Below are 23,627 nucleotides of genomic sequence, written 5' to 3'. Positions count from 1 at the left end.
GCTTGCGGGATAGGCGCTTTTCAATCGCCCGTCACTTATATTAGCACCCGTAGATCCAGGTTAAGGCGCCACCGGCGTCACCACCGGCGCCTGCTGCGTGGGCGGCTGCGCGGTCTGCACCGGCTCGGCGAGCCAGCGCTCCATCAGGCCGGCGCCGCCCCACATGCCCAGCAGCGTGAGCCAGGCGGTCAGGGCGAAGATCGCGCCGCCGGTCATCCCCGCCCCCACGGCGCAACCGCCGGCCAGCATGGAGCCGAAGCCCATCGCCATCGCGCCGGCGATGTAGCGCGCCATGCTGTAGCCGTCCTTGAAGCCCTCGACCTTGAACTCGCGCCCCACCAGCGCGCCGATGAACGAGCCGGCGAACACGCCGGGCAGCATGCCCGCGTCGAATCCGAACGCCGGCGCCGGGCTCGCCAGCACGCGCATCAGCCATTCGGCCGAAGGGCCGCTGAAGGTCAGGCCCTGGATCTGCACCACGTCGAAGCTGGCCTGCGACACCGCATAGGTGAACCACCAGGCCAGCGCCACCGCCAGCCCGCTGCCCACGCCGCCCACCCACATCCACGGCCGGTTGCCGCTGCGCAGCGAGAAGAACACCGCCACCGCCATCCACGCGAGGCCGAAGGCCAGCCCCGCGAGGCGGCCCGCGCCGAGCAGGGCCAGCAGATCGCGCGACGCCCCGCCCTCCACCGTCCACCAGCCGGCGACCGCAAGGCGCAGCGGTGCCAGGCTGCCCGACAGCGCCGCCTGCGCCGTGACCGCGAACACAAGCCCCGACAGCAGCGCGCGCAAATTGCCGTTGGCCGACAGCACCAGCAGGCGGCTGGCGCAGCCGCGCGTCATGATCATGCCCGCGCCGAACAGCAGCCCGCCCGCCAGCGCGCCCGAGAGGCTGCCGCGGTTGGCGAGCTGGCGCGCGTTGCCCACGTCCAGCCCACCGGCCAGGATCAGCGCCTGCACGGCCACCAGCGCCGTCGAAAACGCCAGCAGCCATACGGAGAGCTTCTCGCCGAACTTGCCGTGCCAGAACTCGATCACCGCCGCGCGCAGGCAAAAGCGCGAGCGCTGCGCGAAGAAACCGAACAGCACCCCGATACCCGCGCCGCCCACGGCCAACGCAGCGCTGGTACCGTAGCGCTCCACCATGCTTGCCAGTTCGACCGCCATATTCAATAATTAAATAAGCAATAACTGATAAATAGTAAGGGGACTTCATGCGATCCGTGATTGATCGGCGTCAAATTCTCCAGCGCTGCGGTTGCGCGGCGCTGTCGGCGGGCCTGGGGCTGGCCTGGGCGCGCTATGCGGAAGCAGCCGCCAGTGGCCCCGCCGCTGCGCCGCCGATGGTGCCGCGCGAGGTGGCGCCCGGCTGCTGGTATGTGGAAGGCCTGTCGGCGCTGGGATCGCCGGCCAACCAGAACTTCATCTCCAATGCCGGCTTCGTGGTCACGCCCGCAGGGGTGGTGGTGATCGACGCGCTCGGCTCGCCAGCCCTGGCGCGCCGCCTGCTGGCCGAGATCGCCAAGATCACGCCGCAGAAGGTCACGCACGTGGTGCTGACGCACTACCACGCCGACCACGTGTACGGCCTGCAGGTGTTCGAGGAGGCCGGCGCGCGCATCATCGCGCACAAGGCCGGGCGCGAGTACCTCTACGCCGACACCGCGCAGCTGCGCTTGCAAGCTTCTCGCGAGGAGCTGGCGCCCTGGATCGACGCGCAGACCCGCCTGGTGGCCGCCACCGAATGGATCGACGGGCGGCGCGAACTCACCATCGGCGGCACGCGCCTCGTCGTGCAGCCGGTGGGGCCGGCGCACACGCCCGAGGATCTGGCGGTGTTCGTACCGGCTACCCAGGTGCTGTATGCGGGCGACCTCGTGTTCCGCAGCCGCATTCCCTTCGTCGGCCAGGCCGACAGCCGCAACTGGATCTCGTCGCTGGACAAGCTGCTGGCCTTCGGCGCCACGGTGGTCGTGCCCGGGCATGGGCCGGCCTCGACCGAGGCGGCCAAGGACATGCGGCTCACGCGCGACTACCTGGCCTACCTGCGCACGTCGATGGGACAGGCCGCACGCGACATGACGCCGTTCGACGAGGCCTACCAGGCGGCCGACTGGTCGGCATTCGCGCACCTGCCCCTGTTCCAGGCCGCCAACCGCATGAATGCCTACAACACCTACCTGCTGATGGAGCGGGAGGCGCAATGAATCCGACCTGGCGCCGGCGCGAATGGCTGCTGGGAGTGGGGCTCGCCGGCACGCTGCCTGCGGCGCTGGCCGCGGAGGGCGCGCTGCCCGTGCCCTCCTCCATGGCCGGCGCCCTGGCGGCCGCGCTGGCGCGGCGCGAGCCGCTGGTGGTGATGGCCAGCCTCGCAGGCTGCCCGTTCTGCCGCATCGTGCGCGAGCACTACCTGCTGCCGGCATGGCGCGAAGGCATGGCCGTCGTGCAGATCGACTTCCGCGACCCGCGGCCCGTGCGCGACTGGGAAGGCCGCGTGACCACGCAGGGCGCGCTGGTGAAGGAGCTCGGCGTGACGGTGGCGCCCACCGTGCTGTTCTTCGGCCGCGCGGGCCGCGAGGTGGCCGAGCGCCTGAGCGGAAGCTACATCTCCGACTTCTACGGCGCCTATCTCGACCAGCGCATGGCCCAGGCCCGCGCAGCGGTCCGCGCCTGACCCGCATCAAGGGTTTTCACTGAGGCGATCGGCCATGCGAGGCCTCGTCTTCGCCTCTAGAATCATTACATAAACATATACTTATTTAATGAACCGCCGCAGAGCGGATCCAAGGAGTACCCCAAGTGACGCCCTCGATGAAACCGGCCCTGGCCGCCCTGGGACTGGCCGCAGCCCTGAGCCCCCTCGCCGCTTCCGCCAACCAGGCCCTGGCCCAGCAGAAGGCCTGCCTGGCCTGCCACGCGCTGGACAAGAAACTGGTCGGCCCGGCCTTCCAGGACGTGGCGAAGAAGTACGCCGGACAGAAGGACGCCGAGGCCGCGCTGGCGCGCAGCATCAAGGCCGGCGGCTCGGGCAAGTGGGGCCCCGTGCCCATGCCGCCGCAGCCCACGCTGAGCGAGAGCGAAGCCCAGACCCTGGCCGCCTGGGTCCTCACGGGCGCACGCTGATGCACACCCTCTTCTTCAATTGCCGGGAGCAGACGTGAATCTGCAGACATGGATCTCAGGCCGGGTGCGCAAGGCACCCGAGAACTTCATACCGGGCAGCGGCGTGGGCACCGTCTTCGCCGAGGCGCGTGCCGGCCGGCGCGACTTCATCCGCAATGCGTTCGCCGCGGCGGCCTCGGGCGTGGCCGCCAGCGCGGCGGTCGCCCAAGGCGCGGCCGCCGCGGGCGACGGCGATCCCGCCATTCTGAAGCTGCCCGCGCACAGCACGGGCCTGGGCCAGCCGGTGGCCGCGGAAGGCTACGGCAAGCCCTCGAAATACGAAACCAACGTGCAGCGCCGCACCAGCCCGGGCCTGACGCAGACGCGGCAGGCATCGGTGTCGTTCGCGCCGCTGCAGTCGCTGTTCGGCATCGTCACGCCCAGCGGCCTGCACTTCGAGCGCCACCACCAGGGCTGGTGGGACATCGACCCGTCCCAGCACCGCCTCATGGTCAACGGCATGGTCAAGGCCGCCAAGGTCTTCACCATGGACGAGATCATGCGCTTGCCCTCGGTGTCGCGCTTCCACTTCATCGAGTGCGGCGCCAACACCGGCATGGAATGGGGCAACGTGGCCGTGCCCACGGTGCAGTACACGCACGGCATGCTCTCGTGCAGCGAGTTCACGGGCGTGCCGCTCATCACGCTGCTGCAGATGGCGGGCGCCGACCTCAAGAAAGGCCGCTTCGTGCTGGCCGAGGGCGCGGACGGCTCGTCGATGACGCGCACGATCCCCATGGAACTCATCGAGTCCGGCGAGGTGCTCGTCGCCTACGGCCAGAACGGCGAGATGCTGCGGCCCGAACAGGGCTACCCACTGCGCCTCGTAGTGCCCGGCGTGCAGGGCGTGAGCTGGGTGAAATACCTGCGCCGCATCGAGGTGGGCGACCAGCCCTGGGCCGCCAAGGACGAGGCCGTGCACTACATCGACCTGATGCCCGACGGCCAGCACCGCCAATACTCCAGCATCCAGGAATGCAAGAGCGTGGTGACCACGCCCTCGGGCGGCCAGATGCTGCTGGACAAGGGCTTCTACAACATCACGGGCCTGGCCTGGTCCGGCCGCGGCAAGGTCCAGCGCGTGGACGTGAGCGTGGACGGCGGGCGCAACTGGCGCACCGCGCGGCTCGAGTCGCCCGTGCTGTCAAAGTGCCTCACGCGCTTCAACATCGACTGGGTGTGGGACGGCCAGCCCGCCATCATCCAGAGCCGCGCCATGGACGACACCGGCCACGTGCAGCCCAGCTACCAGCAACTGCGCGCCGCACGCGGCTCGCGCTCGATCTACCACAACAACGCCATCCAGTCCTGGGCGGTGCAGGCCAACGGGGAGGTGATCAATGTCCAGCTCTCCTGATCTGCTGCGCGCCGCGCTGCTGGCGGCGGCGCTCTGTGCGGGCCTGGGCGCCCAGGCGCAGGGCAAGTCCGCTGCATACCCCGGCATCGGCCGCGACGCTACACCCAAGGAAGTGGCGGCCTGGGACATCGACGTGCGTCCCGACTTCAAGGGCCTGCCCACCGGCTCCGGCAGCGTGCAGCGCGGCCAGGACGTGTGGGAATCCAAGTGCGCCTCGTGCCACGGCGTGTTCGGCGAATCCAACGAGGTGTTCAGCCCTCTCGTGGGCGGCACCACGCCCGACGACATCCAGACCGGCCGCGTGGCGCGGCTGCGCGACACGGGCTTTCCGGGGCGCACCACGCTCATGAAGGTGCCCACCGTCTCGACGCTGTGGGACTACATCCACCGCGCCATGCCCTGGAATCAGCCCAAGACGCTGAACACCGAGGAGGTCTATGCCGTCACGGCCTATCTGCTCAACCTCGGTGGCATCGTGCCCGACGACTTCACGCTCTCGGACAAGAACATCGCCCAGGTGCAGGCGCGCATGCCCAACCGCAACGGCATGACGACCGACCACGCCCTGTGGCCCGGCCCCGAGTTCGGCAAGGGCCGCAAGCCCGACACGGCCGCCAAGGCCTGCATGCGCGACTGCCCCGTGGAGCCCAAGGTGGCGTCGCGCCTGCCGGACTTCGCGCGCAACAACCACGGCAACCTCGCGGACCAGAACCGGCCCGTGGGCGCCCAGCGCGGCGTACAGACGGCCGACCCGGCCGCCGCCCCCGCCAAGCCGGCAGCGGCCGCAGGCGCCGCTGCGCCGACCGCCCTGCTCGAAAAGAACGCCTGCACGGCCTGCCACGCGGCGGACAGCAAGCTCGTGGGCCCCTCCTTCTCCGACATCGCCAAGAAATACGGCGGCCAGGCCGACCACATCGCAGGCCGCATCCGCTCGGGCAGCAGCGGCGTGTGGGGCAACATCCCCATGCCGCCGCAAACGCTCGGCGACGACGAGGCGCAGGCCATCGCGCGCTGGCTGGCCGGCGCCGCGGCCCAGCCGTAACCGCACAATCCCCTCCCCCATCCCAGATTCATTGCAACAGGAGACGACGATGATTTCTCGCAAGACCTCTCGCAGAGCAGCCCTCCAGCAGAGCCTGGCCGTCGCCGGCATGCTGGTGGCCGCAGGCGTGCTGCCGCGCACGGCCCTGGCCTACAACAAGGAAGCCTTCGACGCCAAGACCGTGGCCGATGTGGTCAAGGCCCTGGGCGCCGGCGCTCCCGCCGAGAGCAAGGACGTGACCATCACCGGCCCCGACATCGCCGAGAACGGCGCCGTGGTGCCGCTGGGCGCCGCGACCACGCTGGCCGGCGTGAAGCAGTTGCTCGTGCTCGTCGAGAAGAACCCCAACACCATGGTGGCAGTCTTCAACGTGACCGATGCCGTGGAGCCCAACTTCCTCACGCGCGCCAAGCTCGGCCAGTCGTCCGACGTGTACGCCGTGGCCATCACCAACGACGGCAAGGCCTTCTACGCCAAGAAGGAAGTCAAGGTCACCCTCGGCGGCTGCGGCGGCTGAAGCAGGGACAACCCCCTGAGCGGCTGCGCCGCTTCCCCCTTCTCTCGGCTTCGTCGGGAAGGGGGACGCCACCAGCGCGGCGGGGCGGCCCTTGCGCGGTGGCCCTCGCTCGGGGCGCGTCAGCTCCATAAGCAGCGCGCAAGGCACAACGAATACCAACCCTTTTGCACAGGAGAAGAACATGGCAGATCCGATGCGCATCCGCGCCCAAGCCTCCGGCGGCAACGCCACCGTGCGTGTGCTCATGGCCCACGAGATGGAAACCGGCCAGCGCAAGGACGCTTCCGGCAAGACCATTCCCGCCTGGTTCATCCAGGAAGTCACCGCCTCGCTCAACGGCAAGCCGGTGCTGACCGCCGAATGGGGCCCGGCCGTGTCGAAGAACCCCTTCATGCAGTTCACCGTGAAGGGCGCGAAGGCCGGCGACAAGATCGCCGTAACCTGGAAGGACAACCGCGGCGACACGCGGACCGACGAAGCCACGGTGAGCTGACGCCCGCCGTGCCGGCCGCCTGCCCATCCCGGCGGGCGGCCGCGGTTTTTTGCCAAAAGCACTACAAGGAGAGGTGGCCCCATGAGGAAGACAACACTGTGCGCCGTGCTGGCGCTCGCCGCGTTCGCGCCCCACGCGTGGGCGCAGAAATCCACGTCCGACGGCATCGCCGAATACCGCGAGATGCTGCAGGACGGCAACCCCGCCGAGCTGTTCGAAGCCAAGGGCGAGGACCTGTGGAAACAGAAACGCGGCCCCAGGAAAGCATCGCTCGAACGCTGCGACCTGGGCAAGGGGCCCGGCGTCGTCAAGGGCGCCTTCGTGGAGCTGCCCCGCTACTTCGCCGACACCGGCAAGGTGCAGGACCTGGAGTCGCGCCTGGTCACCTGCATGAGCCAGCTGCAGGGCATCGACCCCAAGGAAGTCATCGACGGCGCCTGGGGCAAAGGCGAGCGTGCAAACGTCACCGCGCTGGCCACCTGGGTCGGCTCGCAGTCCAAGGACATGAAGTTCAACCTGCCGCAGTCGCAGCAGCAGGAGCGCGCGTTCTACGAGGTGGGCAAGCGCCTGTTCTTCCAGCGCGGCGGCTCGCACGACTTCTCCTGCGCGTCGTGCCACGGCGAGGAAGGCAAGCGCATTCGCCTGCAGGACCTGCCGCACCTGAGCGGCAAGGCCGAAGACGGCGTGGGCTTCGCGGCCTGGCCGGCCTACCGCGTCTCCAGCGGCGAGATGTGGACCATGCAGCACCGCCTGAACGACTGCTACCGCCAGCAGCGCTTCCCCGAGCCCATCTACGCCAGCGACGCCACCATCGCTTTGGGCGTCTACCTGGGCGTGAACGCCAAGGGCACGAAGTCCGCCGTTCCGGCCATCAAGCGCTGAGGCGAAAGGAGCACACGATGACACGCAAGAACACCCTCCGCTTTTCCCTCGCCTTCTCTGCTGCCGGCCTGGTGCTGGCGGGCTGCGCCGGCAGCATGCAGCAGGGCGCCGGCATGACCCCGGCCCAGCTCGATGCGCTGACCCAGAAGGTCGTCAAGGAGTCCTTCCGCGACAAGGGCATCGTCAAGGTCAGCCAGGCTTTCGCCGACGACCCCACCACCCGGGCGTGCGACGCGTCCGACGTGGCCGGGCAGCCGCTGTCCGCCGAACGCGCCAAGGAGATCGAGGCGCTCAACATGAAGACCATCCGCTGGCCCGCCGACGGCAAGTACCTGGGCGACTGGAAGGAAGGCGAGAAGATCGCCCAGAGCGGCCGCGGCCGCACCTGGACCGACAAGGCCGGAGCGGCCAACGGCGGCAACTGCTACAACTGCCACCAGATCACCAAGGAGGAAATCTCCTTCGGCACCATCGGCCCGAGCCTCTACAACTACGGCAAGATCCGCGGGGTGACCGATCCGAACAGCCCGCAGACGCTGGAGATCGTCAAGTACACCTGGGGCAAGATCTGGAACAGCAAGGCCTACAACGCCTGCTCCAACATGCCGCGCGCCGGCCATGCCGGCATCCTCGACGAGAACCAGGTGCGCCACATCGTGGCCCTGCTGCTCGACCCGAAGTCTCCCGTCAACCGCTGACCAGCCGCGGCGTGCCATGAACCTTTCCAAGCGTGAATTCCTGCAGGTGCTGGGCGCGGCCGGCGCAGCCGGCATGGCCCTGGGCACCCATGCCCAGGCCGATGCCGCCACGGCGGGCAACGCCCTGTACGACGTGCCCGCCTTCGGCAACGTCTCCTTCCTGCACATGACCGACTGCCATGCGCAGCTGCTGCCGATCCACTTCCGCGAGCCCAATGTCAACATCGGCATCGGCGCGATGAAGGGGCAGCGCCCGCACCTCGTGGGCGAGGCGCTGCTGAAATCCGTCAACGTGCGCCCCGGCACGCCGGGCGCGCACGCGTTCACCTACCTGGACTTCGAGCAGGCAGCGCGCCGCTATGGCCGCGTGGGCGGCTTCGCGCACCTCTCGACGCTGGTGCAGCGCATGAAGGCCGGCCGCAAGGGCGCGCTGCTGCTCGACGGCGGCGACACCTGGCAGGGCTCGGCCACGTCGCTGTGGACGAACGGGCAGGACATGGTGGACGCCTGCAAGCTGCTCGGCGTGGACGTGATGACCGGCCACTGGGAGTTCACCTACGGCATGGAGCGCGTGCAGGAGATCGTGGAGAAGGACTTCGCGGGCAAGGTGGACTTCGTCGCGCAGAACGTCAAGACCGCCGACTTCGGCGATCCGGTGTTCAAGCCCTATGTGATCCGCGAGATCAACGGCGTGCCCTGCGCCATCATCGGCCAGGCGTTCCCCTATACGCCCATTGCCAACCCGCGCTACATGGTGGCCGACTGGAGCTTCGGCATCCAGGACGACAACCTGCAGAAGATGGTGGACGAGGCGCGCGCCAAGGGCGCCAAGGTGGTCGTCGTGCTCTCGCACAACGGCATGGACGTGGACCTCAAGATGGCCAGCCGCGTGCGCGGCATCGACGCCATCCTGGGCGGCCACACGCACGACGGCATGCCCGTACCCACGCTGGTCGAGAACGCGGGCGGCAAGACCATCGTGACCAACGCGGGCTCGAACGGCAAGTTCCTCGGCGTGCTCGACTTCGACGTGCAGGGCGGCCAGGTGCGCGACTTCCGCTACCGCCTGCTGCCCGTGTTCGCCAACCTGCTGCCGGCCGACAAGGCCATGGACGCGCTCATCACGCGCATCCGTGCGCCCTACGAGGCCAAGCTGGCCGAAGTGCTGGCGCGCACCGACGGCACGCTGTACCGGCGCGGCAACTTCAATGGCACGGGCGACCAGCTGCTGCTCGACGCCATGATGGAGGTGCAAGGCGCGCAGATCGCGTTCTCGCCGGGCTTCCGCTGGGGCACCTCGCTGCTGCCGGGCCAGGACATCACGCGCGAATGGCTCATGGACATGACGGCCACCACGTATTCCTACGCCACCGTGACCGAGATGACGGGCGCCACCATCAAGACCGTGCTCGAAGACGTGTGCGACAACCTCTTCAACCCAGACCCCTACTACCAGCAGGGCGGCGACATGGTGCGCGTGGGGGGCCTCAGCTACACCTGCGACCCCACGGCCGGCATGGGCCGGCGCATCGACAACCTGCGGCTGGGAGATGCCCTGCTGGAAGCCGACCGCGTCTACAAGGTGGCCGGCTGGGCGCCCGTGGCCGAGGAAGCCAAGAGCGCGGGCAACAAGCAGATCTGGGAAGTGGTCGAGCCCTGGCTGCAGTCCAAGAAGGTCATCGCGCCGCGCAAGCTCAACGAGCCCGCGCTGAAGAACGTGCTGCCCAACCCGGGAATCGCCTGAATTGAGATAAAAAAGGGCTCCAGCGATTGCCAGTCAAGCGCTGGCAGCTCTCTTTTTTGAATTCCTGCCATTCCCCTGCGCGGTCCCTAGAATCCTGCATGGCTCCCGCAGACTTCCAAGCCCTCGTCACCTCCACCCTCGCCCTCGCCTTCGTGATCTCGGCCCTGTTCGGGGCCGTGGCGCGGCACACGCATTTCTGCACCATGGGCGCCATCAGCGACGCGGTGAGCCTGGGCGACTGGTCGCGCATGCGCCAGTGGGCCATGGCCGTGGGCGTGGCGATGTGCGGCTTCGCGGTGCTGGCCCGGATCGGCTGGGTGGACCCGGCCCACACGCTCTACGCCTCCACCAGCGTGCTGTGGCTCTCGGCCCTCGTCGGCGGTGCGCTGTTCGGCTTCGGCATGGTGATCGCCTCGGGCTGCGGCAGCAAGAACCTGATCCGCCTGGGCGGCGGCAGCCTCAAGTCGCTCGTGGTGTTCGTCGTGATGGGCCTGGCCGCGTTCGCCACGCTCAAGGGCATCACGGCCGTGCTGCGCGTGCTCACCGTCGATGCGGTGCAGTGGCCGCTGCAGGGCCAGGCCTTCCTGCCCGACGTGCTGGCGCGCTGGTCGGGTGCGCCGCTGCCGATGCTGCGGCTGAGCGCTGGCCTGCTGCTGGGCGGCCTGCTGATCGCCTGGGCGCTGGGTGGGCGGCGCGACGCGCGCAGTCTGCTCGGCGGTGCGGGCATCGGCGCGCTGGCGGTGGCCGCGTGGTGGCTCAGCGGCCACTGGGCCGAGGTGCAGGAACACCCGCAGACGCTGGAGCACATGTACGCGGCCACCTATACGGGCCGCATCGAGGCACTGAGCTTCGCCACGCCGGTAGCCCACACGCTCGACTGGCTGATGTTCTTCAGCGACCGTAACAAGGTGCTCACCGTGGGAGTGGTGTCGGTGCTCGGCGTCATCGCGGGCGCGGCCGTGCATGCGCTGTGCACGCGCGAGTTCCGCTGGCAGGGCTTCGCGGGCACGGATGACCTGGCGCACCACCTCGCGGGCGCCGCGCTCATGGGCGTGGGCGGCGTGACGGCCATGGGCTGCACCATCGGCCAGGGCGTCAGCGCGATCTCCACGCTGCACCTGGCGAGCTTTCCGGCGGTGCTTGCCATCATCGGCGGAGCCGCCGCGGCACTGCGCTACCAGAACTGGCGGCTGGAGCGCATGTAGCCGGTATTACGCGGCGGCGGCTTCCACCAGTTGCCGCGTGTAGGGGTGGCGCGGCGCGTCGAGCACCTGGCGCACGGGGCCGCTCTCCACCACCTCGCCGTCCTTCATCACGATCACCTCGTGCGCCATGGCGCGCACCACGGCCACGTCGTGGGTGATGAGCAGGTACGACAGCGCCCGCTCCTTCTGCAGGCGCTGCAGCAGGCCCAGCACCTGCTGCTGGATGGTCACGTCGAGCGCGCTCGTGGGCTCGTCGAGCACCAGCAGCTGCGGCTCCACCACCAGCGCCCGCGCGATCGCCAGGCGCTGGCGCTGGCCGCCAGAGAATTCGTGCGGGTAGCGCGCGAGCAGGCCGGGGAACTGCGCCTCGGTCAGCCCCACCTCGGCCAGCATGGCCGCCACGCGCGTTCGGCGCTCGGTCGCGGGCATCTCCGGCGCATGCACGCGCAGGCCCTCGCCCACGATCTCCTCCACGGTCATGCGCGGCGAGAGCGACGAGAACGGGTCCTGGAACACCACCTGCACCTGCCTGCGCAACTGCTGGTTGTGCGGTGTGTTGCGGTGCGCGGGCTGCTGCCACGGCTGGCCGGCGACCTGCAGCTCGCCCGAATGCGGCAGCAGGCCCAGCAGTGCCTGCGCCAGCGTCGACTTGCCCGAGCCCGACTCGCCTACCACGCCCAGCGTGCGTGCGCGCGGGATGCGGAAGCCCGCGCTTTTCACGGCCACGAACTCGCCCTTGGCGAACCAGCCGCGCACACCGGGCAGCGGCACGGGGTAGGCCACGCGCAGCGCGCCGGCCTGCGCGGCGGGCGGCACGCCTTCGGCCACCACGCCTTCGATCACGTCGCGCCGGGGCGCGCTGCCGATCAGGCGGCGCGTGTAGGCATGCTGCGGCGCGCCGAAGACCTGCGCCACGGTGCCCTGCTCCACCAGCACGCCCTGCTCCATGACGGCCACGCGGTCGGCGAAGCGGCGCACCAGCGGCAGGTCGTGCGTGATGAGCAGCACGGCCATGCCGGTCTGGCGTTGCAGGTCGGAGAGCAGGTCGAGGATCTGGCCGCGCAGCGTCACGTCCAGCGCCGTGGTGGGTTCGTCGGCCAGCAGCAGGCGCGGCCGGCTGGCCAGCGCCATGGCGATCATGGCGCGCTGGCGCTGCCCGCCCGAGAGCTGGTGCGGATAGCTGCGCGCACGCCGCCCGGGTTCGGGGATGCCCGTGCTCGCCAGCAGTTCGACGGCGGCATGTGCGCCCTGCGCTTTGCTGAGGGCTTGCTTCAGCACCAGCACTTCGGCCACCTGCTCGCCCACCGTCATGAGCGGGTTGAGCGCGGTCATCGGCTCCTGGAACACCATGGCGATGTCGCCGCCGCGCACGCCGCGCATCTCGCGCTCCGTCAGCGCCAGCAGGTCGCGCCCCTGCATGAGCGCACGGCCCGCGAGCTGCGCGTCGCCCGCCAGCCGCAGCAACGACAGCGCGGTGATGGTCTTGCCCGAGCCCGACTCGCCCACCAGCGCGAGCTTCTCGCCGGGCAGGATGTCGAAGCTCACGCCGCGCACGACCTCCTTGGCGCCGAAGCGCACGTGCAGGTCCTGCACCTGCACGAGCGGCGCGGGAGATGGGGAAAGCGGGGGCGTGGCGCGCATGTTCAGTTCTTGCGAGGGTCCAGCGCGTCCCGCAGCGCGTCGCCCATGAAGGTGAGCAGCAGCAGCGTCGTGACGAGCACGGCGAAGGTGAAGATGGAGATCCACCACGCATCGATGTTGTTCTTGCCCTGCGAGAGCAGTTCGCCCAGGCTGGGCGTGCCCGGCGGCACGCCCAGGCCCAGGAAGTCGAGCGAGGTGAGCGCGAGGATGGCCGCACCCATGCGGAACGGCAGGAAGGTCACCACCGGCGTCATGCTGTTGGGCAGGATGTGGCGCCCGATGATCTGCCCGTTGCCCACGCCCAGCGCCCGCGCGGCCTTCACGTAGTCGAGCTGGCGGTTGCGCAGGAACTCGGCGCGCACGTAGTCCGACAGGCCCATCCAGCCGAAGAGCGACAGCAGCACCAGCAGCAGCGTGATGCTGGGCGCGAACACGGCGCTGAAGATGATCAGCAGGTACAGCTCGGGCATGGAGCCCCAGATCTCGATGAAGCGCTGGAAGGCCAGGTCGGTCTTGCCGCCGAAGAAGCCCTGCACGGCCCCGGCCGCCACCCCCAGCACCACGCCCACCACCGTGAGGGCAATACCGAACAGCACGCTCACGCGAAAACCGTAGAGCAGCTGCGCGAGCAGGTCGCGCCCGCGGTCGTCGGTGCCCAGCCAGTTGTCGCGCGAAGGGCCGGAGGGGTTGGGCTCCTTGGCGAAATAGTTCAGGGTGCCGGGCCCGTAGCGGTTGAGCGTGTAGATGGCCCAGTTGCCGCCCGCCGAAAGGCGCTCGCGGATGAACGGGTCGAGGTAGTCCGTGGGCGTCTGGAAATCGCCGCCGAAGGTGGTCTCCGGATAGTCGTGGAGCATGGGGAAGTACAACTGCCCCTCGTAGCGCACGAGCAGCGGCCGGTCGTTGCTGACCAGTTCGGCCCCCAGGCTGACGACGACCAGCACGCAGAACACCACCAGGCTCCAGAAGCCCAGGCGGTTGGCACGGAAGCGCCGCCAGGCGCGGCGGCCCGGCGACAGGGAAACCGAATCAGTCGAACTTGACACGCGGATCCACCCACACGTAGCAAAGGTCGCTGATCAGCTTGGTCACCAGGCCGATCAGCGTGAACAGATAGAGCGTGCCCAGCACCACGGGATAGTCGCGGCGGATCACGCTTTCGTACGACAGCAGGCCCAGCCCGTCGAGCGAGAACAGCGTCTCGATGAGCAGCGAGCCCGCGAAGAAGGCGCCGATGAACGCCGCCGGAAAGCCGGTGACGATGGGGATCAGCGCGTTGCGCAGCACGTGCTTCCACAGCACCTGCCGGTCGGACAGGCCCTTGGCGCGCGCGGTCAGCACGTATTGCTTGCGTATCTCCTCCAGGAAGGCATTCTTGGTCAGCATGGCCGTCACCGCGAAGCTGCCGGCCACCATGGCGGTGACGGGCAGCGTGATGTGCCAGAGGTAGTCGACGATGCGCGCGCCCCAGGGCAGCTCTGCCCAGTTGGCCGAGGTGAGCCCGCGCAGCGGGAACCACTGCAGCTGCCCGCCGAAGACCACGAGCAGCGCCACGCCGAGCACGAAGCCGGGAATCGCATAGCCCACGAGGATGATGAGCGTGGTCACGAAGTCGAAGCGCGAGCCCGCGCGCACCGCCTTGGCCACGCCCAGTGGCACGGCCACGAGGTAGCTGATGAGGAACGTCCACAGGCCCAGGCTGATGGAGACGGGCAGCTTTTCCTTCACGAGCTGCCACACGTCCTTGTTCTGGAAGAAGCTGCGCCCCAGGTCGAAGCGCGCGAACTGGCCCAGCATCTGGAAGAAGCGCTCGTGCGCGGGCTTGTCGAAGCCGTAGAGCTGCTTGATCTGCTCCAGCCGCTGCGGGTCGACGCCCTGCGCGCCGCGGTAGGCCATGCCCCCGCCCTCGCCGCCCCTGCCGGCGGCACCCGCCTTGGCCTCGGCCAGGTATTGCTCCACCGGGCCGCCGGGCACGAACTGGATGACCACGAATGTCAGCAGCAGCACGCCCAGCAGCGTGGGCAGCATGAGCAGGACGCGCTTGAGAACGTAGGCAAACATGGTTGACGATTATGTCGTGCGGATTCCATTAAGCTGCCCCTGTTTGTTTCATTTGGACACATGGATACCCGCCCCTGCTCCCGCCGCGCCGCGCTGGCCTTGCTGGCCTTGCTGGCCTTGCTGGCCTTGCTGGCCTTGCTGGCCTTGCTGGCCTTGCTGGCCGGCGCCAGCCTGCCCGCCCATGCGGCCGGCCCGGCCGCGTTCGTGGTGCAGAACGAGCCGCACCTGGCGCACGCCCGCGCGCTGGTGCGCGCCGCGCTGCAGGCCGCTGGCATGCAGGCGGAGTTCACCGATGCGCCGCGCGGCAACGAGCGGCGCAACCTGTTCCAGATCAGCCAGGGCCAGACCCACGTGGACATGATGCCCGCCACGCCCGCGCGGCTGCGCCTCGTGCAGCAGGGCCGGCTGCGCATGGTGCCCGTGCCGCTGGACCGCGGCCTGCTGGGCTGGCGCATCAACCTGCTGCTGGAGACGCACAAGGCCAGGCTCGCCCACGTGCGCACCGTGGCCGACCTGGCGCACTTTTCCATGGGGCAGAACGTGGGCTGGATGGACGTGGAGATCTACCGGGCGGCGGGCATTCCCACCAAGGAGGTCAAGCGCTGGAGCGACGGCGAGTTCGCCGAGCAGATGGAGGCGGGTTTCCTCGACCTCTTTCCCCTGGGCCTGGAGGAGACGCTGAACTACTTCCTGCCGCATTTCCGCAAGCGCTACCCCCAGCTCACGGTGGACCCCTACATCCTCGTGCGCTACCCCTGGTTCCGCTTCGTCTGGATCGCCCCGGGTCCGCGCACCGACGCGCTGCACGCGGCGCTGCTGGCGGGGTTCGACCGCATCGTGGCCGACGGCAGCTTCCTGCAGGTGTGGGCGCGGCACCGCCAGCCCCCGGCCCCGGAGGTCTTCAAAAGCCGCACCGTCATCGACATCCCCAACCCGTTCTACGACCAGACGCTGGTGCCCGAGCGCTACCGCCATCTGCTCGTGCAGCAGGACCGCCCATGACCGCAGCAGCCCCTTCTGGGCCCGTACGGCGCCGCACGCTGCACGCCCAGTTCGTGCGGCGGCTGCTGTGGCCGCTGGTGACCGCGTTCGTGCTGGCCGCCTCGGTCACCGCGCTGGTGGGCTACCACGCCGAGAAGAGCGAGCAGGACACCCAGCGGGCGCAGACGCTGGCCATCTTCGCGCGCTCGCTCATCAAGCCGCTGTGGGACTGCGACGGCGCCACCGCCCAGGGCATCGCGGACACGCTGGCGCAACTGCCCATCGTGCGCGGCGTGCGCCTGCAGGACGTATGCGCCGACACCGCCGTGGAGACCGGAAGTGTGGCCGCTCCCGATGCCGCGGACCCCGACCTGCTGCAGACGCCCGTGGTGCACCGCGACGAGCAAGGCCGCGCCTTCACCGTGGGGCACCTGGCGATCCAGTTCCACCCGTTCTCCGTCGCCAGCACGGCCAGCCAGGGCTTGCTGCAGCAGCTGGCCATTTTCGGCGCCATGCTGGCCGTGGTGCTGGCGGGCGCGGCGCTGGTCTTTCGCAGCATCATCGGCCGGCCGCTGGCGCGCTTCCGCGAGGCCATTCTGGCGCACCGACCCGTGCACGAGGACGCGCCCGCGCCCGCGCGCTTCGCCGACGAGCTGACGGACGTGACCCACGCCTACGACGAGCTGGTGCGCGAGCTGCGCCGCCTCGCGCGGCACGACCCACTGACCGACCTGGGCAACCGCGTGGTGCTGGAGGAGCACCTGGCCAGCGCCATTGAGCGCGCCGTCACGCACGGGGGGCACGGCTACGTGCTGCTGCTCGACCTGGACGGCTTCAAGCCCATCAATGACACCCATGGCCACGCCGTGGGCGACTTCGTGCTGCAGACCGTGGCCCGGCGCCTGCGCGCCGCCACGCGCGGCACCGACATGGTGGCGCGGCTGGGCGGCGACGAGTTCGTCATCGTCGCCGAGGGGCCGCAGCCTGGCCTGTCCGACCTCATGGTCCGCGTGGCCCGTGCGGTGGAGGAACCCATCGCCTCCGGCGCAGGCCTGCTGCGCGTGGGCACCAGCATCGGCGCCGCGCGCTTTCCCGACGACGGCCGCACCAGCCTGGCATTGCTCATGCATGCCGACGAGGCCATGTACGCGGCCAAGCAGGGCAAGCGCCGCGCGCCGAAGGCATAGAGACAAATCGGCCTCCAGCGCTTATCCACCAAGCGCTGGCAGCTATTATTCAAGGAGCATCAGGGCTTCGCTGCCGGCGTGGCCCACCAGGTACCGATGGCCCACAGCTCGCCGGGAGAATACGGTGGCACCACGTCGGGCCGCTGCAGGCGCCAGGCGTTGTAGGCCATGCGGTGCGTGGCGCCATACCACTGCGGGATCAGGTAGTGGCCGTGGGCGATGATGCGCTCCAGCGCGTGGCAGGCGGGCAACAGCCCCTCCTGCGACTTGGCGCCCACGATGGCGCCGACCATGGCGTCCACCGCCGGGCTGCGCACGCCGGGGAAGTTGCCCGAATCCTCGGTGTCGGCCGCGCGCGAGCCGAACAGGTCGGCCAGTTCCTGCCCCGGGTTGAGCGTGCCCTGGTAGGCGATGGTGGTGATGTCGAAATCGAACTTCTGCAGCCGCTGCTGGTAGAGCGCGTAGTCCACCGCACGAAAGCGCAGCGTGATGCCGAGCTTGGCCAGGTTGCGCATCCACGAGGCCACCGTGTTGATCCGCGTCTCCCCGCTGTCCAGGTATTCCAGCTCCATGGCCTGGCCCTGCGCGTTGCGCAGCACGCCGCCCTTGACCTCCCAGCCGGCCTGCCGCAGCAGCTCCTGCGCGCTGCGCAGGTTGGCGCGCAGCGACGAGGGCGGGTCCGTGCTGGGCGGCACGGTCATGGGGCCGAAGGCGGCAGCGGGGATCTCCTGCCGGTAGGGCTCCATGAGGGCCAGCTCCTGCGGCGATGGCTCGCCGCGGGTCTCGCACGGGGTGTTGCCGAAGATGCCGTTGACGCGCCGGTAGGCGCCATAGAACAGCTGGCGGCTCATCCACTCGAAGTCGAACGCCAGCCCCAGCGCCTCGCGCACGCGCACGTCCTGCAGGAAGGGCCTGCGGGTGTTGAGCACATAGCTCTGGAAGCCGGTGGGCAGGCTGTTGGCGAATTCGCCCTTGACGAGCTCGCCCGAATCGAACTTGCGGCCATTGACGCGCCGCGCCCAGTCGCCCGCGCTGAAGAAGCGCATGAGGTCGAACTCGCCCGCCTTCAGCGCCTCCAGCCGTGCCGTGTTGTCCTTGTAGATCTTGACCAGGATGCGGTCGAAGTTGCCCGTGCCGCGGCGCACGGGGAGATCGCGCGCCCAGTACTGCGGATCGCGCACGTAGGTGATGTCCTTGCCGAAGTTCACGGGGCCGACGCGGTAGGGGCCGCTGGCGATGGGCGGCTCCATCACCACCTGGTCGAAGGGCTTGCCCTTGCCCCAGTCGCGGCTGAACACCGGCAGCAATGTACCCACCGTGAGCGGCAGCTCGCGGTTGGGCTGCTTGAAGCGGAAGCGCACGGTGCGCTCGTCCAGCACGTCCACGCCGGCCACCTCGAACATCAGGGTCTTGTAGGCAGGCGAGGTGTAGGGCCCCACCAGGGTGTCGAAGCTGTACTTCACGTCCTGCGCCAGCACGGGCTTGCCGTCGTGGAAGCGCGCCGCGCGCCGCAGGCGGAAGGTGGCCGACAGGCCGTCGGGCGCCACCGCCACGTCCTCGGCCAGCAGGCCGTAGCCCGTGGCCGGCTCGTCCAGCGAGGCGGACAGCAGCGTGTCGAACATCAGCTCGCTCAGGTAGGCGGGCGCGTTGCCGCGGATCGTGAACGGGTTGTACTTGTCGAAGGTGGACACGCGCAGGTTGCTCACCAGGCGCAGCTCGCCGCCCTTGGGCGCGTCGGGATTCGCGTAGGGGAAGTGGGTGAAACCCGCCGGCAGCTTCGGCTCGCCCCACAGCGCATAGGCGTGCGCCGCCCATGCGGAGCACGCCAGCAACGGGGCCAGACACAGGAAGGACAGTGAACAGATCAGCCGGTACCGCATGCGACAATTCTGCATCACACACACCGCATCCTCAGGAGAACAACAATGGGTTTCCTCGCCGGCAAGAAGCTGCTCGTCACGGGCGTGCTGTCCAACCGCTCTATCGCCTACGGCATCGCCAAGGCCTGCCACAGCCAAGGCGCAGAGCTGGCCTTCAGCTACGTGGGCGAGCGTTTCAAGGACCGCATCACCGAATTCGCCGCCGAGTTCGACTCCAAGCTCGTCTTCGACTGCGACGTGGCCGACGACGCGCAGATCGAGAAGATGTTCGCCGACCTCGCCGCCGCCTGGGGCACGTTCGACGGCTTCGTGCACAGCATCGGCTTCGCGCCGCGCGAGGCCATCGCGGGCAATTTCCTCGAAGGCCTCTCCCGCGAGGGCTTCCGCATCGCGCACGACATCAGCGCCTACAGCTTCCCGGCCATGGCCAAGGCCGCCCTGCCCCACCTGAACGACAAGTCCTCGCTGCTCACGCTGTCGTACCTGGGCGCGCTGCGCTCCATTCCCAACTACAACACCATGGGCCTGGCCAAGGCCAGCCTGGAGGCCAGCGTGCGCTACCTGGCCGAGGCCGTGGGCCGCACCACGGACGGCCGCAGCATCCGTGCCAACGGCATCAGCGCCGGCCCCATCAAGACCCTCGCGGCCAGCGGCATCAAGGACTTCGGCAAGCTGCTCGGCCGCGTGGCCGACGCCGCCCCGCTGCGCCGCAACGTGACCATCGAGGACGTGGGCAACGTGGCCGCCTTCCTGCTCTCCGACCTTGCCAGCGGCGTGACGGCCGAGATCACCTACGTGGACGGCGGCTTCAGCCAGACCGCCGGCCTGTCGGCGGACCAGGTGTAAGCCCGGCCGCCTGCTGCTCCAGCGCCCCGCAGGCCCGCAGCGGCTTGCGGGGCGCTTTCTTTCACGGGCCGATCACGTAGATTCCTTACACTCGCGCCTGTTTCGTTTTTCTCACCCGGTTGCCGGAGGCAGCGCATGAAATTCCGCTTTCCCATCGTCATCATCGACGAGGACTATCGTTCCGAGAACACCTCCGGCCTGGGCATCCGTGCGCTGGCGCAGGCCATCGAGCAGGAGGGCTTCGAAGTCCTGGGAGTGACCAGCTACGGCGACCTGTCGCAGTTCGCCCAGCAGCAAAGCCGCGCGAGCGCGTTCATCCTCTCGATCGACGACGAGGAATTCACGCTGGGCACCGGGCAGGACCCGATCGTGCACAGCCTGCGCACCTTCATCGCGGAAGTGCGCCGCAAGAACGTGGACGTGCCCATCTACGTGCACGGCGAGACCAAGACCGCGCGCCACCTGCCCAACGACATCCTGCGCGAGCTGCACGGCTTCATCCACATGTTCGAGGACACGCCGGAGTTCGTCGCACGCCACATCATCCGCGAGGCCAAGAGCTACCTGGAGGGTGTGCAGCCGCCGTTCTTCAAGGCGCTGCTGGACTACGCGGAAGACGGTTCCTATTCCTGGCACTGCCCCGGCCACTCGGGCGGCGTGGCTTTCCTGAAAAGCCCCGTGGGCCAGATGTACCACCAGTTCTATGGCGAGAACATGCTGCGCGCCGACGTGTGCAACGCGGTGGAGGAACTGGGCCAGCTGCTGGACCACAACGGCGCCATCGGCGAATCCGAGCGCAACGCCGCGCGCATCTTCAACGCCGACCACTGCTTTTTCGTGACCAACGGCACCAGCACGAGCAACAAGATGGTCTGGCACCACACCGTGGCGCCCGGTGACGTGGTGGTGGTGGACCGCAACTGCCACAAGTCCATCCTGCACTCGATCATCATGACCGGCGCCATCCCGGTCTTCCTCAAGCCCACGCGCAACCACTTCGGCATCATCGGACCGATCCCGCAAAGCGAGTTTGAACCGGCGGCCATCCAGGCCAAGATCAAGGCCAACCCGCTGCTCAAGGGCGTGGATGCCAAGAAGGTCAAGCCCCGCGTGCTCACGCTCACGCAGAGCACCTACGACGGCGTGCTCTACAACACCGAGACCATCAAGGGCATGCTCGACGGCTACGTGGAGAACCTGCACTTCGACGAGGCCTGGCTGCCCCACGCGGCCTTCCACCCGTTCTACGGCAGCTACCACGCCATGGGCAAGAAGCGCGCGCGTCCGCAGCATTCGGTGGTCTACGCCACGCAGTCCATCCACAAGCTGCTGGCCGGCATCAGCCAGGCATCGCACGTGCTGGTGCAGGACAGCCAGACCACCAAGCTGGACCGCCACCTGTTCAACGAGGCGTACCTCATGCACACCTCGACCAGCCCGCAGTACAGCATCATCGCCAGTTGTGACGTGGCCGCCGCAATGATGGAGCCGCCCGGCGGCACCGCGCTGGTGGAGGAAAGCCTGGTCGAGGCCCTGGACTTCCGCCGCGCCATGCGCAAGGTGGAGGAGGAGTTCGGCAAGAACGACTGGTGGTTCAAGGTATGGGGACCGGACAAGCTCGCCGACGAGGGCGTGGGCCGCGCCGAGGACTGGATCATCCGCAGCGATGGCAAGGGCAGGAAGAACGGCAGCAAGTGGCACGGCTTCGGCCAGCTCGCCGACGGCTTCAACATGCTCGACCCGATCAAGTCCACCATCGTCACGCCGGGCCTGAACCTCGACGGCAAGTTCGACAAGACCGGCATTCCCGCAAGCATCGTCACCAAGTACCTCGCCGAGCACGGCGTGGTGGTGGAGAAGACGGGCCTCTACAGCTTCTTCATCATGTTCACCATCGGCATCACCAAGGGCCGGTGGAACACGCTGCTGGCCGCTCTGCAGCAGTTCAAGGACGACTACGAGAAGAACCAGCCCATGTGGCGCATCCTTCCGGAGTTCTGCCAGCAGCACAAGCGCTACGAGCGCATGGGCCTCAAGGACCTGTGCCAGCACGTGCACCAGCTCTACGCCAAGTACGACATCGCGCGCCTGACGACCGAGATGTACCTCTCGGACCTCACGCCCGCGATGAACCCGAGCGACGCCTACGCCCACATCGCCCACCGCAAGACCGAGCGCGTGGAGATCGACCATCTCGAAGGCCGCATCACCACCAGCCTGATCACGCCCTACCCGCCCGGCATTCCGCTCTTGATCCCCGGCGAGGTGTTCAACAAGAAGATCGTGGACTACCTCAAGTTCGCCCGCGAATTCGCCAAGATGTGCCCTGGCTTCGAGACCGACATCCACGGCCTCGTGGAGATCGAGGACGACAACGGCCACGTGCGCTACTACGCCGACTGCGTGGCCGAGGAAGGCCGCACGGCCAAGCCCAAGGGCAAGCTGGTACAGGTGGGCAGCGACGGACCGTTCGGCCGCACCATCTGATGCTCCTGAATTAGGAGCTGCCAGCGCTTGACGGGCGCGCGCTAGAGGCCTATTTGGCTTGAATTTCTGGCGCGGGCGGCGCATCCGCCCGCACCCGCCAGAAGCGTGCGAAGCGCGGCAGGCCGCTTGCGTGCATGCCGTTGTAGCGGTAGGTCACCACCGTGCCCACAGGCGGCGGCGCGCGGCGCAGCGCATCGGGCAGGCCGCTGCCCAGACGCAGACGGCGGCCGTCCGGCAACTCCACGACCAGCGCGCCGGTCTGGCCCGCGTATTTGCCTTTGCCAGGCGCGTGGCCGACGACTACGGCCTCGGCGTCGTCGAAGGACTTGAGCTTGAGCAGGTCGTCGCTGCGCCCTCCCCGATAAGGTGCGTCTGCGCGGCGCAGCATCAGGCCCTCGGCGCCGGCCTTCTCGTGGTCGTGCAGCTGCTTCATCAGCGCGGCGTGGCTCGCCACGCGCCACTGCGGCACGGCCTGCACCCAGGGCTGGCCCAGCGCGGCCACGGTGCGGCGCAGCGCCGGCAGGCGTTCATCGAAGCCGCCCGCGTGGCCCGGCAGGTCGAACACCATGTAGCGCAGCGTGCGCCACTGCGCATCCTGCGGCGCGGCCTGGGCCACGGCGGACTGCGCTGCGTCGAAGCGGCCGCGGCCGGCCCAGAGCTCGCCGTCGAGCGGCGTGGCGGGCCAGCCGGCGGTGAACCATGCGGGGGCGCGGATCGGCAGGCCCTGGCGGCTCCGCAGTTCGGTGCCCGTCCACAGCGCGCGCACGCCGTCGTACTTCTCGCTGACCCAGTAGGCCGCCACGTCGATGCCGGGCCGATAGTGCTGCGCCAGCGTGGGCGGCGCAGGCTGCGCGCGGGCCAGCGCCGTGCCCAAGAGCACCAGAAACCACAGCTGCCCGCGCCCCATGGACAGGCGCTGCAGGCAGGAAACAGGGGACGGTCGCATGGCACCGGCATTCTCACGCACGGCCGCGCGCCATGTGGCCGTGGTTTTCCCCGCTTGATCCAGATCACGTTGTGTTCGCGCCGCAGTACCACGGACCGGGCGCCTCCCTAGAATGGAATCGCCAGCAACCCCAGGAGAGCCGATGTTTCCCGAATACCGCGAACTGATCACCAAGCTCAAGGGCAGCGACGCCCACTTCCCCCGCCTGTTCGACAAGCACAACGACATGGACCAGCTGATCAAGAACATGGAGTCGCGCGTCGTCCAGGCTACGGCGGTGGAGATCGAGACCCTGAAGAAGGAAAAGCTCCAGCTCAAGGACCGGATCTACGCGCACCTGCGCAGCGCGGAGGGCGCGCAAGCCTGAGCGCCGTTCCCGCCCTGCCCGGCCCAGTTGCTCCGGAAACAATAGCTGCCTGCACCTGTCCGGATTGCGCTTGCGCCATGGAGGAGCACGTATACCGACAGGCTAGGCCCACGCCGGGTTTTACGGACGCT

The 23,627-nt window shown here is 68.8% G+C and carries 22 protein-coding genes; 16 read left to right on the top strand and 6 right to left on the bottom strand.

Annotation, left to right across the window (positions count from 1 at the left end; genetic code table 11):
• Positions 1 to 60: 60 nt before the first annotated feature.
• The gene (locus AVS7_RS05940; protein WP_020227511.1) at positions 61 to 1,170 is read right to left on the bottom strand and encodes a YeeE/YedE family protein; all 1,110 of its coding nucleotides are present in this window, start codon (positions 1,168 to 1,170) and stop codon (positions 61 to 63) included.
• A 47-nt stretch (positions 1,171 to 1,217) separates the two neighbouring features.
• On the opposite strand from AVS7_RS05940, the gene AVS7_RS05935 reads away from it, so the two are divergent.
• From AVS7_RS05935 to AVS7_RS05885, 11 genes are all read left to right on the top strand, one after another.
• On the top strand, positions 1,218 to 2,210 hold the full coding sequence (locus AVS7_RS05935; protein ID WP_234449973.1) for an MBL fold metallo-hydrolase: 993 nt from the start codon (positions 1,218 to 1,220) through the stop codon (positions 2,208 to 2,210).
• A complete protein-coding gene (locus AVS7_RS05930) occupies positions 2,207 to 2,677 on the top strand; it encodes a hypothetical protein (RefSeq protein WP_020227509.1) in 471 nt (156 codons plus the stop codon). Before AVS7_RS05935 ends, AVS7_RS05930 begins: the two co-directional genes overlap by 4 nt.
• A gap of 137 nt (positions 2,678 to 2,814) precedes the next feature.
• Positions 2,815 to 3,126 (top strand): c-type cytochrome, encoded by a 312-nt coding sequence (locus tag AVS7_RS05925; RefSeq protein ID WP_020227508.1) that lies wholly within the window; start codon positions 2,815 to 2,817, stop codon positions 3,124 to 3,126.
• 40 nt (positions 3,127 to 3,166) lie between these two features.
• Positions 3,167 to 4,522, top strand: coding sequence for a sulfite dehydrogenase (gene soxC, locus AVS7_RS05920; RefSeq protein ID WP_034690133.1), 1,356 nt, complete (start codon positions 3,167 to 3,169; stop codon positions 4,520 to 4,522).
• Positions 4,506 to 5,564 (top strand): c-type cytochrome, encoded by a 1,059-nt coding sequence (locus AVS7_RS05915; RefSeq protein ID WP_020227506.1) that lies wholly within the window; start codon positions 4,506 to 4,508, stop codon positions 5,562 to 5,564. The genes soxC and AVS7_RS05915 overlap by 17 nt, the downstream gene beginning before the upstream one ends.
• 49 nt (positions 5,565 to 5,613) lie before the next feature.
• Positions 5,614 to 6,081: a thiosulfate oxidation carrier protein SoxY gene (gene soxY / locus AVS7_RS05910; RefSeq protein WP_020227505.1), complete on the top strand. Its 468-nt coding sequence runs from the start codon at positions 5,614 to 5,616 to the stop codon at positions 6,079 to 6,081.
• A gap of 181 nt (positions 6,082 to 6,262) precedes the next feature.
• A complete protein-coding gene (gene soxZ, locus AVS7_RS05905) occupies positions 6,263 to 6,574 on the top strand; it encodes a thiosulfate oxidation carrier complex protein SoxZ (protein WP_024001025.1) in 312 nt (103 codons plus the stop codon).
• A gap of 81 nt (positions 6,575 to 6,655) precedes the next feature.
• The gene (gene soxA, locus AVS7_RS05900; protein WP_024001024.1) at positions 6,656 to 7,456 is read left to right on the top strand and encodes a sulfur oxidation c-type cytochrome SoxA; all 801 of its coding nucleotides are present in this window, start codon (positions 6,656 to 6,658) and stop codon (positions 7,454 to 7,456) included.
• A 17-nt stretch (positions 7,457 to 7,473) separates the two neighbouring features.
• Positions 7,474 to 8,154: a sulfur oxidation c-type cytochrome SoxX gene (gene soxX, locus AVS7_RS05895; protein WP_020227502.1), complete on the top strand. Its 681-nt coding sequence runs from the start codon at positions 7,474 to 7,476 to the stop codon at positions 8,152 to 8,154.
• A gap of 16 nt (positions 8,155 to 8,170) precedes the next feature.
• Positions 8,171 to 9,898, top strand: a complete 1,728-nt coding sequence (gene soxB, locus AVS7_RS05890; protein WP_020227501.1) for a thiosulfohydrolase SoxB — start codon at positions 8,171 to 8,173, stop codon at positions 9,896 to 9,898.
• A gap of 98 nt (positions 9,899 to 9,996) precedes the next feature.
• A complete protein-coding gene (locus AVS7_RS05885; protein WP_020227500.1) occupies positions 9,997 to 11,103 on the top strand; it encodes a YeeE/YedE family protein in 1,107 nt (368 codons plus the stop codon).
• 6 nt (positions 11,104 to 11,109) lie between these two features.
• Here the strand turns inward: AVS7_RS05885 and AVS7_RS05880 are convergent, their stop codons facing one another.
• From AVS7_RS05880 to AVS7_RS05870, 3 genes are read right to left on the bottom strand one after another with little or no spacing between them, the layout of a single operon-like run.
• Positions 11,110 to 12,744: an ABC transporter ATP-binding protein gene (locus AVS7_RS05880; RefSeq protein WP_020227499.1), complete on the bottom strand. Its 1,635-nt coding sequence runs from the start codon at positions 12,742 to 12,744 to the stop codon at positions 11,110 to 11,112.
• A 2-nt stretch (positions 12,745 to 12,746) separates the two neighbouring features.
• Positions 12,747 to 13,787 (bottom strand): ABC transporter permease, encoded by a 1,041-nt coding sequence (locus AVS7_RS05875; protein WP_024001023.1) that lies wholly within the window; start codon positions 13,785 to 13,787, stop codon positions 12,747 to 12,749.
• Entirely contained in the window at positions 13,771 to 14,802 is a 1,032-nt protein-coding gene (locus AVS7_RS05870; RefSeq protein WP_020227497.1) for a microcin C ABC transporter permease YejB, read from the bottom strand. The genes AVS7_RS05875 and AVS7_RS05870 overlap by 17 nt, the downstream gene beginning before the upstream one ends.
• A 60-nt stretch (positions 14,803 to 14,862) precedes the next feature.
• On the opposite strand from AVS7_RS05870, the gene AVS7_RS05865 reads away from it, so the two are divergent.
• Together AVS7_RS05865 and AVS7_RS05860 are read left to right on the top strand one after the other, a co-directional pair.
• Positions 14,863 to 15,804, top strand: coding sequence for a hypothetical protein (locus AVS7_RS05865; protein WP_020227496.1), 942 nt, complete (start codon positions 14,863 to 14,865; stop codon positions 15,802 to 15,804).
• Positions 15,801 to 16,970 (top strand): GGDEF domain-containing protein, encoded by a 1,170-nt coding sequence (locus AVS7_RS05860; RefSeq protein ID WP_020227495.1) that lies wholly within the window; start codon positions 15,801 to 15,803, stop codon positions 16,968 to 16,970. Before AVS7_RS05865 ends, AVS7_RS05860 begins: the two co-directional genes overlap by 4 nt.
• A 59-nt stretch (positions 16,971 to 17,029) precedes the next feature.
• Here AVS7_RS05860 and AVS7_RS05855 read toward each other — a convergent pair whose 3' ends face one another.
• Positions 17,030 to 18,850: an extracellular solute-binding protein gene (locus tag AVS7_RS05855; RefSeq protein ID WP_024001022.1), complete on the bottom strand. Its 1,821-nt coding sequence runs from the start codon at positions 18,848 to 18,850 to the stop codon at positions 17,030 to 17,032.
• Positions 18,851 to 18,895: 45 nt separating this feature from the next.
• Here AVS7_RS05855 and fabI point away from each other — a divergent pair, with 45 nt between their 5' ends.
• Positions 18,896 to 19,696 carry an enoyl-ACP reductase FabI gene (gene fabI, locus AVS7_RS05850; protein WP_020227493.1) on the top strand — a complete coding sequence of 267 codons (801 nt, stop codon included), beginning with the start codon at positions 18,896 to 18,898 and terminating at the stop codon, positions 19,694 to 19,696.
• A gap of 135 nt (positions 19,697 to 19,831) precedes the next feature.
• Positions 19,832 to 22,183 carry an arginine/lysine/ornithine decarboxylase gene (locus tag AVS7_RS05845; RefSeq protein WP_020227492.1) on the top strand — a complete coding sequence of 784 codons (2,352 nt, stop codon included), beginning with the start codon at positions 19,832 to 19,834 and terminating at the stop codon, positions 22,181 to 22,183.
• Between the two features lie 49 nt (positions 22,184 to 22,232).
• Here the strand turns inward: AVS7_RS05845 and AVS7_RS05840 are convergent, their stop codons facing one another.
• Entirely contained in the window at positions 22,233 to 23,129 is an 897-nt protein-coding gene (locus AVS7_RS05840; protein WP_024001020.1) for a DNA ligase, read from the bottom strand.
• Between the two features lie 142 nt (positions 23,130 to 23,271).
• Between AVS7_RS05840 and AVS7_RS05835 the strand changes: the two genes are divergently transcribed.
• Positions 23,272 to 23,496 (top strand): YdcH family protein, encoded by a 225-nt coding sequence (locus AVS7_RS05835; RefSeq protein WP_020227490.1) that lies wholly within the window; start codon positions 23,272 to 23,274, stop codon positions 23,494 to 23,496.
• Positions 23,497 to 23,627: the final 131 nt, after the last annotated feature.

Origin of the sequence: Acidovorax sp. MR-S7 (assembly GCF_000400995.2) — a bacterium.
Taxonomy (GTDB): domain Bacteria; phylum Pseudomonadota; class Gammaproteobacteria; order Burkholderiales; family Burkholderiaceae_C; genus MR-S7.
This window is presented reverse-complemented; position numbering and strand designations above follow the sequence as displayed.